The sequence below is a fragment of the Streptomyces ziwulingensis genome, from assembly GCF_039542605.1.
GTDB classification, from domain to species: domain Bacteria; phylum Actinomycetota; class Actinomycetes; order Streptomycetales; family Streptomycetaceae; genus Streptomyces; species Streptomyces ziwulingensis.
Genome location: NZ_BAABIG010000052.1, coordinates 234,019 through 249,325, shown reverse-complemented (window position 1 = coordinate 249,325; position 15,307 = coordinate 234,019). Strand labels below are relative to the sequence as shown.

11 protein-coding genes are annotated in these 15,307 nt (G+C 72.6%); 4 read left to right on the top strand and 7 right to left on the bottom strand.

The features are described from left to right. Positions 1-9: 9 nt before the first annotated feature. Positions 10-1,092, bottom strand: a complete 1,083-nt coding sequence (gene rhaS, locus ABEB00_RS24335; RefSeq protein WP_345622255.1) for a rhamnose ABC transporter substrate-binding protein — start codon at positions 1,090-1,092, stop codon at positions 10-12. 523 nt (positions 1,093-1,615) lie between these two features. Continuing rightward, positions 1,616-2,365: an SOS response-associated peptidase gene (locus tag ABEB00_RS24330; RefSeq protein ID WP_345622254.1), complete on the bottom strand. Its 750-nt coding sequence runs from the start codon at positions 2,363-2,365 to the stop codon at positions 1,616-1,618. Positions 2,366-3,490: 1,125 nt separating this feature from the next. Here ABEB00_RS24330 and ABEB00_RS24325 point away from each other — a divergent pair. Next, positions 3,491-3,625, top strand: a complete 135-nt coding sequence (locus ABEB00_RS24325) for a hypothetical protein (RefSeq protein ID WP_345622253.1) — start codon at positions 3,491-3,493, stop codon at positions 3,623-3,625. 31 nt (positions 3,626-3,656) lie between these two features. Here ABEB00_RS24325 and ABEB00_RS24320 read toward each other — a convergent pair whose 3' ends face one another. Together ABEB00_RS24320 and ABEB00_RS36115 are read right to left on the bottom strand one after the other, a co-directional pair. Next, on the bottom strand, positions 3,657-5,168 hold the full coding sequence (locus ABEB00_RS24320; protein WP_345622252.1) for an NHL repeat-containing protein: 1,512 nt from the start codon (positions 5,166-5,168) through the stop codon (positions 3,657-3,659). 309 nt (positions 5,169-5,477) lie between these two features. Continuing rightward, entirely contained in the window at positions 5,478-5,561 is an 84-nt protein-coding gene (locus ABEB00_RS36115) for a putative leader peptide (RefSeq protein ID WP_425586563.1), read from the bottom strand. A gap of 803 nt (positions 5,562-6,364) precedes the next feature. On the opposite strand from ABEB00_RS36115, the gene ABEB00_RS24315 reads away from it, so the two are divergent. Next, on the top strand, positions 6,365-7,201 hold the full coding sequence (locus tag ABEB00_RS24315) for a hypothetical protein (protein WP_345622251.1): 837 nt from the start codon (positions 6,365-6,367) through the stop codon (positions 7,199-7,201). Positions 7,202-7,698: 497 nt separating this feature from the next. Here the strand turns inward: ABEB00_RS24315 and ABEB00_RS24310 are convergent, their stop codons facing one another. After that, the gene (locus tag ABEB00_RS24310) at positions 7,699-8,892 is read right to left on the bottom strand and encodes an acyl-CoA dehydrogenase family protein (protein WP_345622250.1); all 1,194 of its coding nucleotides are present in this window, start codon (positions 8,890-8,892) and stop codon (positions 7,699-7,701) included. A 133-nt stretch (positions 8,893-9,025) separates the two neighbouring features. On the opposite strand from ABEB00_RS24310, the gene ABEB00_RS24305 reads away from it, so the two are divergent. Then, entirely contained in the window at positions 9,026-9,559 is a 534-nt protein-coding gene (locus tag ABEB00_RS24305) for a DUF6328 family protein (RefSeq protein WP_345622249.1), read from the top strand. A gap of 66 nt (positions 9,560-9,625) precedes the next feature. Beyond that, positions 9,626-10,795: a PP2C family protein-serine/threonine phosphatase gene (locus ABEB00_RS24300; protein ID WP_345622248.1), complete on the top strand. Its 1,170-nt coding sequence runs from the start codon at positions 9,626-9,628 to the stop codon at positions 10,793-10,795. Between the two features lie 14 nt (positions 10,796-10,809). Here the strand turns inward: ABEB00_RS24300 and ABEB00_RS24295 are convergent, their stop codons facing one another. Continuing rightward, on the bottom strand, positions 10,810-11,106 hold the full coding sequence (locus ABEB00_RS24295) for an STAS domain-containing protein (protein ID WP_345622247.1): 297 nt from the start codon (positions 11,104-11,106) through the stop codon (positions 10,810-10,812). Next, positions 11,103-15,260: a SpoIIE family protein phosphatase gene (locus tag ABEB00_RS24290; RefSeq protein ID WP_345622246.1), complete on the bottom strand. Its 4,158-nt coding sequence runs from the start codon at positions 15,258-15,260 to the stop codon at positions 11,103-11,105. Before ABEB00_RS24290 ends, ABEB00_RS24295 begins: the two co-directional genes overlap by 4 nt. Positions 15,261-15,307: the final 47 nt, after the last annotated feature.

Here is a 15,307-nt window from a genome sequence, read left to right as displayed (position 1 = left end):
GCGGGCCGGTCAGAAGTCGTAGTTGTCGATGTTCTTCGCGTCGAACACCGCGGGGTCGCCGAGGGTGATGATCCCGTTCTCGCCCAGTTCGAACCAGCCCATGTCGCCGGCGAGGAACATCTGGCCCTCCCGGCCCGTGATCTGGCCGGAGACCAGGGCCACGGCGGCGCGGGCGGCCAGCTCACCGAGCTTGGCCGGGTCCCACAGCACGAACGACTCGACGGTGCCGTCCTTCACGTAGGGACGCATGTCGTTCGGGGCGCCGAGCCCGGTCAGTGCCACGGTGCCCTTGTACGAAGACTGCGACAGGAACTTGGCCGCCGCCTTCACGCCGTTCGTGGTCGGGGAGATGATTCCCTTCAGGTTCGGGTGGTCCTCCAGGAGCCGCTGGGTCTCCTGGTAGGACTTGTCGGCGTCGTCGTCGCCGTAGGCGATCTCGACGAGCGTCATCGCCTTGTACCGGGGGTCGGCCAGCTCGTCCTTCATGTAGTCGATCCAGGTGTTCTGGTTCGACGCCGTCTTCGCGGCGGACAGGATCGCGATCTCACCCTTGTATCCGGTCTGCGTGCCGATCAGTTCGAGCTGCTTCAGCGCGAGGTCCTCGGCGCCGGCCGGGGAGACGAAGGCGTCGCGGCACTCCGGCTGGGTGTCGGAGTCATAGGTGACGATCTTGATGCCGTCGGCCATGGCCTTCTTCAGGGACGTGCACAGCTTCTCGGGGTCCTGCGCGGAGACCGCCATCGCGTCGACGCCCTGCTGGGTGAGGGTGTCGATGTGGGTCACCTGGCCGGCGGTGTCGGCGCCGTCGTTGGTGCCCACCTCCTTGTAGGAGGAGCCGAGTTCGGTGAGGGCCTGCTCGCCGCCCTTGTCGGCGACCGAGAAGTAGGGGGTGTTGACCTGCTTCGGCAGGAAGGTGACGTTCAGACCCTTTTTGAGGGGTGCGTTCGGAGACGCCTCGCCCGCCTTGGCGTTGGTGGTACTGCCGCCACTGCCGGAGTCGTCGGTCGAGCCGCCGCATGCGGTGGTGAGCAGGCTGAGCGAGGAGACCGCGGCGAGCAGCACGGACGTGCGGCGTGTAGTGGTTCTGTGCATGTGCTTCTTTCGGAGAGTGAACATGAGGCGGCCGTGACCCGCCCGTCGGCCCTTCGAGTTCCTTGCCGCAGAGGCGATACGTGCGGCACTCGGACCGGCGATTCACCATCCGGTCGACGAGACACTTTGCGGGTGTTACTTTCTTCCCGCGCAAACTCGGAACTGTGAAGGGGCGTCAACGCGAGAGCGACGGCGAGGGGAGCCCCCCGATCCGTCACCGCTTACGCCACCCGCCGCTGTGCCACGGAAAGTCGGCACCGTCCGCCGTTGCGGCGCCGGAACGGGCGTGGGGCCCAGACCGGGACGGATGGAACATGACGGCTCCTCGACGACGCGGGGGCAGCCCGACGCGTCCTGAAAATTATCAAGGGTGTTGCCCGGGACGTTAGGCAAGTAACACAGCCGCGTCAATGGGTACACAGAAAGTTGTCACTCTTGAGATCAACGCCGGTGTCCGCAAGGGCGTTGGCGGATTCCTCCGGTGTCCCGCCGACCCGCCTCCGGACGCTTCGCCAGTCCTCGTCTACCTCTCGTCGGTGACCGCGTCGAGCAACTCCGGTCCGTTGTTGCGGACGTTGTTGACGGCCGGGGAGACGGGCCGGGCCTCCAGGTGGCCGTAGGCGGGCTGGCCGAGCAGGGCACGCAGGGCGTCCGGGTCCTGGTGGCGGGGGTCGAGCCAGGCGTCGTAATGGTCCGGTGTGAGGGCGAGCGGCATGCGGGGGTGGACACGGCCGGCCGCGTCGGTGGCCTCGGTGGTGATGATCGTGCAGGTCGTCAGCAGCGCGGCCGGGTCGTCCTCCTGCCGGACCCGCGGATCGCGCCAGAACTCGTACAGTCCGGCGAGGGCCATCACCTGTCCGTCCGCCGAGTGGAGGAAGTACGGCTGTTTGCGCGGCTTGCCCGTGACCGGGTCCTCGGTCCGCTGCCACTCGTAGAAACCGTCGGCGGGCAGCAGGCAGCGGCGACGGACGAACGCGCTGCGGAAGGCCGGTTTCTCGGGCACGGTCTCGACCCGGGCGTTGATCATTCTGGCGCCGATCCTGACGTCCTTGGCCCATGAGGGCACCAGGCCCCAGCGCAGCGGCCGCAGCCGGCGCTCCGCCGGCGAGGTGTCCCCGGTGTCGTGCGGGGCGCGCTCCAGGACGGCCCACACGTCGTCGGTCGGGGCGACGTTCCAGTTCGGGGCGAGCGACGTGGCCGGATGCCGGTCGGTGACCTGGAAGAGCTGTACGAGGTCTTCGGGGCCGCGGGTGGAGGCGTAACGACCGCACATACGATCACTCTGCCATCCCCTTCGTGTGAACGCGCGACCGCGCGCGGCGTCCGGGGCGGCCCCGGCGGTGCCGTCGGGCGGCCTCACCCGGTGGCCGGCGCGCCGGTAGCCGCGCTGGTCAGGGGGTGGCGCGGGCGGTGGCGGTGGGCGTGGCGGCGGTCCGTACCCGTCGCCGGGCCGGCGAAACCGGTGGTGTCCTCCGACGAGCGTCCCGGCGGGCCGCGGTGGACAGTGAGAGACATGAACCGTCATCGACGCCCGCCCCGGCGTGCCCCCTGGACAGCGGGCGGCGCCGCCGTGCTCGTCCTCGGCGGCATCGGCGCGTGGGCGTGGGTGGTGACGGACGACGGTTCGACGCCGCGCCCCACTCCGTCGGACTCGGCCGACCTGGCCCTGCCGACCCTGGCTCCCCTGCCGACCGCGACCGGCACGCGCACGCAGTCGCCCACGGCCCGGCCGACGCCGACCCGGACCTCGCAGCGCGCGCCGACGGCGTCGGGCACCACCCGGCGCCCGGAGGCCGGCGACACTCCGTCGGGCGGTGTGCGGACACCGCGGTCGCAGCGCCCGGCGACCCGCCCGGCGACCAGGGGGCCGGCACAGGAACCGTCCCGGGGTACCTCTCCGCGGCCGCCTCAGGAGCCGACGCGAGGGGCCACCCGAGGGACGGCCGGGAGGACGCCCGAGGGGGCGACCGAGGGGGCGACGCGCGAGCCGACCCGGGGAGCGACCCCGCGCCCGCGGCCGACCTGGAAACCTGATCCGGAGCCGACACCGGGCGCGTCCCGGCAACCGTCTCACCGGCCGTCTCCCCAACCGTCCCGTGGGCAGTCCCGTCAGCCTTCTCGGAACCCCGACCCGGAGCAGACGGGGAAGCCGACCCGCAAAGCGACTCCGCGGCCTACGCGGGCGCCGCGGCAGGAACCGACCCGGGAGGCGTCCCGGGAGGCGTCCGGGGAGGCGTCCGGGAAGCGCTCGGCTCCGCCCTCGGACCGTGCCGGCACCCCGAGGCCCGAGCCGTCACCGTCCCGTGCGCCGGCCGACCGGACGACGACGCCGGGCGTCGACACGGCGGGGGCCACGGCCTGGTACACGTCCCCGGCCGCGGTGGCGGCCGCCCGGCGGATGGCCGCCACTGGGGTGGTGGGCGACGCGGCGTGCTCGATGTCGGCCGTCGGCCGGCCGGATCCCGGTCTGGTGCCGCCGCTGGACCGCATCGGCATCGGGCAGAGCGACGGCTACACCTGCCTGGTCTTCTGAGGCAGGCCCGCACCCCTCCCCTCCCCCGGACTCACTCCGCGGTGATACGCAGGACGCCGGTCACCGTGCCCTGCAGGAAGGTGCCGTCGGTGGTGATCGTGCCGGCCATCTGCAAGGTGTCGAAGAGCGAGCCGACCCCGACGGTCTTGCTGCGCACGACCTTGCCGGTCGCCGGGTCGATCTGGGCGTAGCGGAACGGGTCCAGCAGGCTGGTGCCCTTGGTGCCGGGGATCAGGGGGTCGCGGAGCACGGTGTGGAGCAGGCCGTCACCGGTGGAGAGCTTGGGTACGGCCGCGGAGCGCAGGGCGTTGTCCCACACCGGCGCGCATCCGGTGCCGTCGGCGCGGACGTCGACGCGGGTCAGGCCGCCCGCGAAGTCGGCCGAGGCGGGGACGCTGTCACCGGCGCCCTCGGGCACGGCGGGATAGGGGTAGCCGTAGGTGCCGGCGACGAAGACGCTGCGGCCGATGCCCACCGGTGAGTTCTCGCTGGCCGGGCCGGCGGCGGCCCGGAGGACCGGGACCCGGCAGACGTCCGCCCCGTCGGAGGTGCGGTACACCTCCAGGTGGGCGGCGTCGTCCGCGTTGTCGACGATGGCCACGTAGTCCGTGCCCGTGCCGGGGCCGAAGAAGGTGGGGGTGGAGCCGCTGCCCCAGCTCAGCAGGCCCGGCTTGCGGGCGGTGCCCCGGTCGTACGGCTTGCGCCAGGTGATCTTCGGGGTGCCGTCGGCGCCGGCGGTGAGGAGGTAGGTGGCGTGGGTGGTGGTGACGGCGGTGCCCTGCGGTGCCGTGGAGATGCTGTTGGCCACGCGCTCGCCGGCGGGCAGGGTCAGGGTGCGGACGGTGCCGGTGGTGTCGTCCGCCGTGCCGACGACACCGTTGCCGGTGGCGAACCACACCCGGCCCTTCCAGTCGGGGGCGAGGCCGGTGACCGCGTCCCCCTCGGGTATGGCCGACGTCAGGGAGAGTCTCCGGTCGACCGTCAGCCGCCAGGAGCCGTCGGTGTCCTGGTGGTGGCCGACGCGCAGCAGGGCGCGGCTGCCGTCGGCGACGACCAGGCGGTCCTGGTGATCTGTGTAGGCGTACACCCCGCCCAGCAACGATCCCTTGGTGAGGGCGAGTTCGGCGAGGGAGGAACCGTCGTCGGGGTCGAGCAGGCGGACGGTGGGGACCTGGCCGAAGAGCGGGGTGCAGAGCGCGACGGGGTAGCCGTCGGCGCCGACCAGCACGGTGGGGCAGGCCGAGGCGAGAGCGGTCCGCTCGGAGTGCCAAGTGCCCGCGCCGGGTCCGGCCAGCGGGGTGGTGTCGGAGGAACCGGTGTCCCCGTGCATGGTGGCGGTGCCGTCGGGGCCGGCGTAGGGGTTGTGCGGAGGCGCGGGGGCGAACACGCCGGCGGTGGCGGAGGCGTCGGTGGTGGCGGTCGAGGCGGCGGCGGTGGTGGCAGTGGCGCCGCTCGTCGTGGTGGCGGCGAGCGCGAGGGCGGCGAGCAGGGACCGGGCGGTGCGCCGGTGGGTTCCGCGCCGCGTTCCAGGGGTGGGGGCCATGTCGGGTGGGTCCTTCCTTCGGGGGTGGTGTCCGGGCCGGACGGGCACGTGCGGGACTGCCACGCGGCCCGTCGGGTCGTGGTGTACGCCGGGGCCCTGGCCGGGCGTGCGGCGCTACGGGGGCGTGCGGAGGGCCAGCAGGCGGTACGGGGGCTGCTGCTCGGTCGCTATCCAGGACCTGGGGCACGGACTCGGCGCTCGACGCTGGGCACCAGGAGTCCGAAACCCGGACGCGCGTGGTGTCAGGCGTGGGGCGGCGGCCCGCTCCGGAGGGACCCGGGCGGTACGGCCGTGGACCGGGCCGGGCCGTCAGCCGGTGCGGCGACAGAGCGCGCCGGCCGTGCGCGCGAGGTCGACGTGGCGTCGGCGCGTGAAGTCCCGGGGGCGGCTCATGCGTTGATCGAACCAGGGAAGCTGACGCGCGGTCAAGAAGCACCGCGGGGCTTCCCGACTGGTGGACGTGGCGACGGGCGGGGGTGCACGCCGGGTCGGTGGACGGTGCCGGTGCCCTCGGCCACAAGGGTGTCCAGCATCCGTTCGGCCACGGCGACGACGGTCATCGACGGGGTCGCCCCCGGTCGCGTCGGCCCGCGCCGCGGGCGGGCCACCGAGGCCAGGAAGGTGCTCAGCGCCCCGAAGAGGTCCCGGACGGCACGCGGACGCAGCACCGGATGTCCACCGGGCACGTGCGGAGGGGCCGCGTCGAGGACCAAGTGTTCGACGCACCGAAGCCTCGCGGCACGCGGCACGCGGCACGCCAGACGCCGGGACCCGCGTCCGATCGGCGGGACTTCTGTCGGGTGCCGGTCACACCCCGCCCGTTTCCAGGACGACGCGCAGGGCGGACCCACCGGCACCGCCTGCCGCGCGAGGCGGCGTTCGGCACTCAACTCGCGGGCTGTAGCTGCTGTTTGAGCCTCACGACGAGGAGGTTTCGAGTCCGTACGCGGGGACATGTGTGCCGGGTCCGGCGGGTGGGTGTGCCGTCCCGTGACGCCCGCGAACCCACCCACCGACATCCCTCTTTGCAGGGGCGCACACCGTGGACACCGTGGTTGTCCGTAGTATCTCTGCACAAGGAGCTTCCACGGCAACGACGGGCGTTGGCCGGTCGTCGCGGCCGACGAGTCACATCTACTCCACCGGCTGTGCCATGACGCTCCCCTCAACACCCTCGCAAAGAAGGGAACATCCTCATGTCGGAGACACTGAATCAGGCCACGGAGGTGGCGTCGCAGTACGCCTCCCAGGTGGCCGGCGACCTCGGGCGCAACGCCAAGGAGCAGGAGCGCCTCGGCGCGGAGATCGCCGCACTGCAGGACCAGCTCGTCGCGCTCCAGCGGGACCACGGCGTACTGGTCAACCTCCAGCAGGCGCTCGGCACGACGGCGGCGGCGGCCGCGTCGCCGGACGCCGGCAGCGACACCGAGGGCACCGGCTCCGTGCCCCGGCCGCGCGGGAAGGCGGCCGCCGAGCGCACCGCCGGCAAGCGCACCCGCGCGAACACGGCGAGCACGGCGAGCACGGCGAGCACCAAGAAGCCCGCGAAGGGCCAGGAGCGTACGGCCAAGAAGTCGCCGGCGGCCAAGGCCACCGCGAAGACGGCGGCCGAACCCTCCGTCGCGCCGGAGGCGAAGGCGGACACCGAGGCCCCGGCCAAGCCGTCCAGCAAGCCGTCGACCAAGCCGGCCGCCAAGTCGGTGGCCAAGCCCGCCGCCAGGACGACGGCGGCGAAGAAGCCGGCGGTCAAGAAGGACGCGGCGCCCACCCTGGGCGCGCTGATCCACAGCCTGCTCGCCACGCAGGGCGAACCGCGCTCCGCCGCCGAGGTCGCCACCGCGCTCGGCGAGGCGCACCCTGAGCGTCCCGTCAAGACCACGGTGGTGCGCAACACGCTTGAGGGTCTGGTGGCCAAGGGCCAGGTGCAGCGCTCCAAGCAGGGCACCTCCGTCTTCTACACCGCCCCCTCCACGTCGGGAGCGGCGACGGCGGCCGAGGCCGGAACCGAGGCGGCCCCGGCCCCGGCCGAGTGAGTGGCCGGTTCCCCGGCCGCCTTACGGTCCCGGTGGGGTGACCGCCTCGACCACCCCACCCCGGGCACCCGGCCCGAGGGTGCGCACGGGGCACGGTGTCACCGGCCCGCCGCCGGCCTGGTGGAGCAGCGGAGGGCGGCCGTCCTGCCCGGAGCCCCGTACGACACGCTGTGCGGCGGGGCTCGGGCCGTGCGGACGCACCGGACGGCCGGTGGTCTCCAGCGGAGGCGATCCGGCCGGTCCGGTGCCCGTGTCAACTGACGCGCCGATCGGCCACGTTCGGGTGAGAGGTCGCGCGGGGCTGTCTGGGGGCGCGGAGGGTGGGTACTCCTGCAGTCAGGTCAGCCGAGCGAGAGGTGACTCTCATGATCTTCGCGCTGTGCACGGCGGGGCCCCTGCTGCTCGCCCTTCTCCTGGTCCGCCACGACGCGGACCAGCGCTCCGTGCCCCGGCACAAACGCCATGGTCCCAGCACCGAATGACCGTCGCCGCCCCGGTCAGACGAAGGCGCTCTGACCGGTGACGGCCTTGCCCACGATGAGGGTGTTCATCTCCCGGGTCCCCTCGAACGAGTAGATGGCCTCCGCGTCGGCGAAGAAGCGGGCGATGTCGTAGTCCAGCACGATGCCGTTGCCGCCGAAGATCTCGCGCGCCCAGGCGACCACCTCCCGCATCCTCGCGGTCACATGGGCCTTGGCCAGCGACGAGTGCTCGTCCTTGAAGACGCCGTCGTCCTGGAGCCGGGCCAGCCGCAGCAGCATGCCCCAGCAGGCGGTGATGTTGCCCAGGCACTTGACGAGCAGGTCCTGGACGAGTTGGAAACCGGCCAGCGGACGCCCGAACTGCTCACGCTCCTTGGCGTAGGCCAGGGCCAGTTCGTAGGCACCGACCATCACGCCGAGGGCCTGCCAGGCGACGCCGCTGCGGGTGGCCCGCAGTATCTCCGCCACATCGCGGAAGGAGCCGATGTTCTGGAGCCGGTCGCGCTCCGGCACCCGCACACCGGTCAGGGTGATGTCCGCGTTCTCGACGATACGCAAGGACGTCTTGTGCGCGATCCGCTCCGCGGTGAAGCCCGCGGCGCCCTTGCCGACCACGAACCCCTTGACCTGGTCGTCGGCCACGTCCCGGGCCCAGACCACCACCTGGTCGGCGAAGGTGGCGTTGCCGATCCACCGCTTGGCACCGTCGAGTGTCCAGGTGTCGCCGTCACGCCGGGCCGTGGTGCGCATCCCGGCCGCCACGTCGGAGCCGTCGAGCGGTTCGGTCAGGGCGAACGCGCCGATCGTCTCCATCGCGGCCATGCCCGGCAGCCACCTCTCGCGCTGCTCCTGGTCGCCGCCGGCCTGGACGGCGTACATGGCCAGGCCGTTGTGGACGCCGAAGAAGGTGGCGACCGAGGCGTCGACACGGCTCATCTCCATCGCCATCATGCCGCTCAGCAGGTGGCTGACGGCCGGCCGGTGAGCACCGTAACCCTCGTACGGCAGTCCGACCAGACCGCTCTCGCGGAACCGCGTGATCAGTTCCGTCGGGAACCTGCCCCGCGACCAGGCTTCGTTGACCAGGGGCGCGACCTCCTGCCGCATGAACTCCCGGGTGCGCAGGAGGATCTTGTGCTCCTCGTGGGAGAGCGCGCTCTCGAAGTCGTAGAAGTCGGCCGCGGTCCGCTCGTCCAGGTCAGTAGTCATGCCTTGCCTCCTTCCACGGTTCGCTCGCGCAATGCCCGCGGACGCGGGGCGCGATACCCCCGGGGGTGACGCGGCAGGCAGGCATGCCCTTGTCGTCGACGGGCAGATGAACCATCCGCAACGGGAGGACATCATGACCATCGCCATGGAAGCGGCCACGCGTTCGGAGCACGACGACGACCAGGACCCGCCGGAGTCGCCGCGCGAACGCGCCAATCGAAGATGGAACGAGATCATGCAGGAGACCCGGGTCGCGCAGACCGGTGTGCAGATCCTCTTCGGTTTCCTCCTCAGCGTCGCCTTCACGTCGAGGTTCCAGGACCTGGACACCTTCGATCACGTCGTCTACGTCGTCACGGTGGTCTGCGGCGCCGCGGCCACCGGGGCGCTGATCGCACCGGTCTCCCTGCACCGCTTCCTGTCCGGCCAGCGGATGAAGGACGAGATGGTGGAGGCCGCGCACCGGCTCATGATGTGCGGCATGGTGCTGCTGGCCCTGACGATCGGCTGCACGCTGCTGCTCATACTGCACGTCGTCGTCCCCGGACTCCTCGCCGAGTTCCTCGTCGGCGGCGTCATGCTGTGGTTCCTGCTGTCCTGGTACGCCCTGCCGCTGTGGCTGCGCCGCCGCGCCGCCCGACGGACGGCCACGCCGGAAGACGAGTAGGAGCGGCCCGCGGGTACGCCCACCGACTCGGGTGACGAAAGGTTCACCGCAGCGAGGGAGGTTGCCATGGACGGAAACGTGCTGGAGCTGGGAGACCTGCTCGCCGACGCGGAGGACGCCTCACCGGTGGACTCCGTCGACGTCGTCGCGAGCAACTTGCGCAAGCGGTTCGGAGCGGTCAGCGTCTCGTTCCTCTTCGTGGATCTGATCGAGGAGGAACTGGTACGGCTGACCACGGCCGACGAAGCGTGGGAGAGCCATGGGGCGGCCCCCATCGGCCTGCGCGGCAGCGTCTACGAGGACGTACTGCGCTCGCAGCGCCCGCGGGTACGGCCGGACGGTCACGGCGCACACCGGATGATCTCCCCCGTCACCAACCGCGGGGACTGCCTGGGCGTCCTGGAGGTGACGGTCCCCCACAACGACCCGTCGGTGCTGCGGCAGGTGAGCGAGGCGGCCCACGCCCTGGCCTACATCATCGTCACCGACCGGCGCTTCACCGACCTCTACCACTGCTGCCGGCGTACCACACCGACCAGTCTGGCCGCCGAGATCCAGCATCAGTTGCTGCCGTCCGCGTCCGCCTGCGAGGCGCCGCAGTTCGCCGTGGCGGGCGGTCTGGTGCCGGCCGACGACATCGGCGGCGACACCTACGACTACGCCATGGACCGGGACACCCTGCACCTGTCCATCACCGACGCGATGGGGCACGACACCGACTCGGCGCTGCTGGCCACCCTGCTGCTCGGCGCGCTGCGCGGCGCGCGGCGGGCCGGCTGCGACCTCGCCGAGCAGGCCCGTCGCGCCCACCACGCCCTCCTCGACCACCACCGCGGCCTGGCCACCGGGCAGTTGCTCCGCGTCCGCCTCGACACCGGTGCCGTGGAACTGGTCAACGCCGGACACCCGCGGCCGCTGCTGCTGCGCGACGGCACCGTACGGGAACTCGCCTTCGTGGCCAACCTCCCCTTCGGGGTCGTCTCCCCCGTCGCCCACCAGGTCCAGCACCTGGACCTGCGCCCCGGTGACCGGCTCCTCCTGCTGACCGACGGCATGCAGGAGCGGGAGGCCGCCGGTGTGGACCTGCCCGCGCTCCTGCGGGAGAGCCGCGCGCTGCACGCCCGGGAGGCCGTGCGCACCTTCGTCTCCGCCGTCCAGGACACCTGCCGGGGCCGGCTGCGGGACGACGCCACCGTCCTCTGCCTGGACTGGTACGGTCCCCGCCGCCCCGGGTGAGGCGGCGGAGCCGGTCAGGGGGTGTCGACGTGGTGGACGGTGGTCAGGTCGGCCAGTCCGGAGATGCTCAGGACCGGTTCGAGGAGCGGGGTGGCGATGAGTTCGAGCCGCTCGCTGTGGTGGAAGAGGACGCTCAGTCCGGCGCTGTCCAGGTACTCGACTCCGGTGAGGTCGATGACCAGGGGCCCGTCGGTGGTCTCGATGGCCGTGGCGAAGGCGTCGGTGTTGCTCATGTCGATCTCGCCGACGACCGTGAGGACCGGGGCGCCGTCGGGTCGTCGGCCGGGGGTGAGGGACAGCGGGGTGGTCATGAGGCGATCCTCGTGTGCATGTCGACAGTGGTGCCGGCGTCGCCGGAGGTGATGGTGACGTGCTGCATGAGCGCGCGCATCAGGGCGACGCCGCGACCACGGTGGGTGTTGAGTTCCGGCCGGGGTGTCTTCCACCGGCCGGTGTCGGCGATGGTCAGGCGCAGATCGTCGACCAGGGCTTCGGCCCGTAGCCGGACGGTGTCGCCCGGGGCGTCCCGGTGGCCGTGCTCGATGGCGTTGGCGCATGCCTCGCCCGCCGCCACCAGGACGTTCTGCACGGTGTGCGGGGGAAGTTCGCACTGGGCGAGCCAACTGCGCAGCGCCTGGCGGACCGGTGCCAACTGGGAGGACTCCGCGGGGAAGGCCATCTCCAGCGGAGCCGGGTGGCGGTAGAGCAGCAGGGCGACATCGTCGTCGTAGCCGTCGGCGGGCGCGAGCCGGGACATGACCTGGTTGGCCAGCTCGTCGACGGCCGCGGCCCGGCCGGCCTGGACGGCCGCGCTGGCCTGGTCGATACCGGCGGTCAGCGGGCGGCGCCGGCGTTCCACCAGGCCGTCGGTGTAGAGCAGCAGGGTGGCGCGGGCCGGCACGGTGCAGCAGCCTTCGGGCCGGTCCCGGCCGGGACGCACCGCCAACGGGACCGAGCGCCCCTGGTCCAGGAGGCGGGTGGTGCCGTCGGGGTGGGTGAGGATGCCCGGCGGGTGCCCGGCGCTGGAGTAGGTGAGGTCTCCGGTGGCCGGGTCGAGGACACCGCAGAAGACCGTGGTGCACATGGCGCCGTGGACGCCGGCCGCGAAGTGGTCGAGGGCCATCAGCGTCTGGGCGGGTCCGGAGTTCTGCAGCAGCAGGGCCCGGCAGGCGCTGCGCAGTTGCCCCATGACGGTCGCCGCTTCCAGGCCGCGTCCGACGCAGTCCCCGACGACGATGCCGATGCGCCCGTCGCGCAGCCGGACGGTGTCGTACCAGTCGCCGCCGACCTCCAGGGGCCGGGTGGCGGGTTCGTAGCGGACGGCGAACCCCTCGGGGAGGTCGGAGGGGCCGAGGATGGAGCGTTGCAGCGCCAGGGCGGTCTCACGCTGCTGGTCGATCTGGTGGGCCCGGGCGAGCCCCTGGGAGAGCTGGCCGGCCAGCAGGGACAGCAGGAGTTGGTCCTCCTCGGTGAACGGGCGGTGTTCACCGAGGTCTATCCAGAGCGCCATGGTCCCCTCGGGGTGGCCGAGGGTGATACCGGCACCCGCGGGGTCCTCGATCGGGGTGAGCAGGGGCCGGCCGAGCCAGGCGGTCAGCGTGGCCCGCCGTTCGGCGGGCAGGTCCCGCCAGTGTCCGACCTCCTCGGTGGCGGTCACGGACGGCTCCCGGCCGGGCGTCGCGACGACGGCCAGCGCGGACTCGGCGCGCCAGAGCTGACGCAGTTCGGCGAGCGCCCCCGACAGCGCCTCGGGGAGGCTGGTGGCCTGGGTGAGCCGCATACCGAGGGCGGCCTGCGCGCTCTTGCGCTGGATCGCGTAGTGCTCGGTGGTGACGTCGCGGAAGGTGCCGACGGTGACCCGCCGGCCGGTGTCGGGGTCGTGTGCCTGGTTGAAGCTGGCGGTGACCCACATGCGGTGGCCGTCGCGGTGGGTGAGGGGGACGGTGTAGGAGCCCTTGGGGTTGCCGAGCAACTGCGCGAAGGCCGCCTCGACCCGGCGGTGCGCCTCGGGGTCGGCGGCGGCCTCCGGCCACCAGGGGTGGACGGGCCGGTAGGGCAGTCCCTCGGGGCCGTAGCCGAGGGTGTCGGCGAAGGCGGCGTTGATCTCGACGACCGAGCCCTCCTCGTCGCAGACGAAGAACGCCTCCTGCAAGGAGTCGACGAGAGCGGTGCGCCAGCGGGCCTGATGGTTGCGCAGCCGCGCCAGCTCCACGTTGGCCCGTACCCGGGCCAGGAGTTCGGCGGCGGCGAAGGGTTTGACGAGATAGTCGTCGGCGCCGGCCTGGAGGCCCTCGATGGACGCCTCCTGCCCGGCCCGCGCGGAGAGCAGCAGTACGGGGACGAAGGCGGTGCGCGGGTCGGCGCGCAACGCCGCCACCAGGGCGAGCCCGTCGAGGCCGGGCATCATGACGTCGCTGATCACGAGGTCGGGGGCGTCGGCGCGGACGGCGTGCAGGGCCGCCTGCCCGTCGTCGACGGTGTCGGCCTCGTACCCGGCGCCGCGCAGGAGGCGGGTGAGGTACTCGCGCATGTCGGCGTTGTCGTCGGCGACGAGCACGCGCGCGGCGACCGCCGGCCGGGCGGGGAGGCCGGGCGCCTCGCCGTCGGCCGCGCCGGGGTCCCCGGCGGGCGCCTCGGGCAGCCAGCGCAGCGCTTCCTGCACATAGGGGTCGGCCCCGGCGGACAGGGTCCGGTCCGCGCCGGGGGCGAGGGCCTCGGGGGGCAGGTGGTCGGCGCCGAGCGGCAGGCGGACGGTGAAGGAGGTGCCCTCGCCCTCGCGGCTGTCGGCGGTGATCGTGCCGCCGTGCAGTGCGATCAGCTCCCTGACCAGGGCGAGTCCGATGCCGCTGCCCTCGTTGGAGCGGGCGCGGGCGTTCTCGATGCGGTGGAACCGCTCGAAGAGTCGGTCCATCTCGGCGGCGGGCACACCGATGCCCGTGTCGGCGACCACGACGACCGCGTGGGCGCCCTCGGCCCGTACCGACACCCGGATCGATCCGTCGAAGGTGAACTTCAGGGCGTTGCTGAGCAGGTTGAGGATCACCTTCTCCCACATGCCGCGGTCGATGTGGACGTCCTCGGGCAGCGGCGGACACTCGATGACGAAGTCCAGGCCCGCGCGGTCCACGGCGGACCGGAAGACGCTGGCCAGGTCGGCGGTGACGGAGGCCAGGTCGACCGGTTCGAAACGCGCCTGCATCCGGCCCGCCTCCAGCCGGGAGAAGTCCAGCAGCGAGTTGACCAGTTTGCCCAGCCGCAGCCCGTTGCGGTGGACGACGTCCAGTTCCTCGCGGATGCGGGGGTCGCCGTCCGCGAACCGGCCGCGCAGTTCCTCCACCGGGCCCATGATCAGCGTGAGGGGGGTGCGGAACTCGTGGCTGATGTTGGAGAAGAACGTCGTCTTGGCCCGGTCCAGTTCGGCGAGTTCCTCCGCGCGGCGCTGCTGGGCCTCGTAGCTGCGGGCGCTGGCGATCCCCGAGGCGAGGTGGCCGGCGACCAGTTCGACGAAGCCGCGGTAGCCCTCGTCCAGGGCCCGGTACCGGTTGAGGCCGGCCACCAGGAAACCGTAGGGCACCCCGCCCTGCCGGAGCAGCGGCAGCACCAGGGCCCGTTCGGGCGGGTGCGGCCAGTCACCGGTGGGCAGGGCGGTGAACCGGTCCCCGTCCAGCACCACCGGCACGATCTCGCCGCGCGTCAGCGCGGGCAGCGGCCACGGCCCGGCCGAGTCGCCGGCCGGCAGGACCGCGGGCGCGGCGGGGTGCCCGGCGGGCATGCCGCTGGCGCCCGAGAGCTCCGCGGAGCCGTCGGAGGTGAACAGGTAGGTGAGGGTGAAGGGCAGGTCCCGGCGGTTGCGGCTGAGCTGCTGGTCGGCGAAGGACAGCACCTCCCGCTCGGTGCGGACCACGCTGGGGTCGGAGCCGAGGTCGCGCAGGGTCGCCATCCGGCGCTCGCCGATGACCCGCTCGGTCTCCTCGCTGACCACGCAGAGCATGCCCACGACCGTGCCGTCGTCGTCGCGCAGCGGGCTGTAGGAGAAGGTGTGGTAGCTCTCCTCCGTGTACCCGGAGCGCTCCAGGAACAGCAGCAGGCCCTCGTCCCAGGTGGCCCGGCCGGTGGTCATGACGGTGTCGATGCGGGGACCGATGTCGTCCCAGATCTCCGCCCACACCTCGCGGGCCGGCCGGCCCAGCGCCCAGGGGTACTTGCGGCCCAGCGTGTCCCGCCGGTAGGCGGCGTTGCAGAAGAACGTCAGGTCCGGGCCCCACGCCATCCACATCGAGAACCGGGACGACAGCAGGATGCTCACCGCCGTGCGCAAACTCTGCGGCCAGTCGCCCGGCGGACCGAGCGGGGTCGTCTGCCAGTCCACCCGGGCCAGGTCACGGCCCACCTCTTCGTCGGCGGTGAACACGTCGGCCCCGGCCTCCGCCGCGGGCTCGTGCTCAGCCTCTTCCGACCGCGCCACTGCACACTCCTTCGTCCACACCCCGACACACCGCGTCATCGCGCCTG

Bases quoted from the DNA above. Each gene is read 5' to 3' on its own strand.
- rhaS (WP_345622255.1), bottom strand. From the start codon at position 1,092: ATGCACAGAACCACTACACGCCGCACGTCCGTGCTGCTCGCCGCGGTC.
- ABEB00_RS24330 (WP_345622254.1), bottom strand. From the start codon at position 2,365: ATGTGCGGTCGTTACGCCTCCACCCGCGGCCCCGAAGACCTCGTACAG.
- ABEB00_RS24325 (WP_345622253.1), top strand. From the start codon at position 3,491: ATGGCCGCCACTGGGGTGGTGGGCGACGCGGCGTGCTCGATGTCGGCC.
- ABEB00_RS24320 (WP_345622252.1), bottom strand. From the start codon at position 5,168: ATGGCCCCCACCCCTGGAACGCGGCGCGGAACCCACCGGCGCACCGCC.
- ABEB00_RS36115 (WP_425586563.1), bottom strand. From the start codon at position 5,561: ATGAGCCGCCCCCGGGACTTCACGCGCCGACGCCACGTCGACCTCGCG.
- ABEB00_RS24315 (WP_345622251.1), top strand. From the start codon at position 6,365: ATGTCGGAGACACTGAATCAGGCCACGGAGGTGGCGTCGCAGTACGCC.
- ABEB00_RS24310 (WP_345622250.1), bottom strand. From the start codon at position 8,892: ATGACTACTGACCTGGACGAGCGGACCGCGGCCGACTTCTACGACTTC.
- ABEB00_RS24305 (WP_345622249.1), top strand. From the start codon at position 9,026: ATGACCATCGCCATGGAAGCGGCCACGCGTTCGGAGCACGACGACGAC.
- ABEB00_RS24300 (WP_345622248.1), top strand. From the start codon at position 9,626: ATGGACGGAAACGTGCTGGAGCTGGGAGACCTGCTCGCCGACGCGGAG.
- ABEB00_RS24295 (WP_345622247.1), bottom strand. From the start codon at position 11,106: ATGACCACCCCGCTGTCCCTCACCCCCGGCCGACGACCCGACGGCGCC.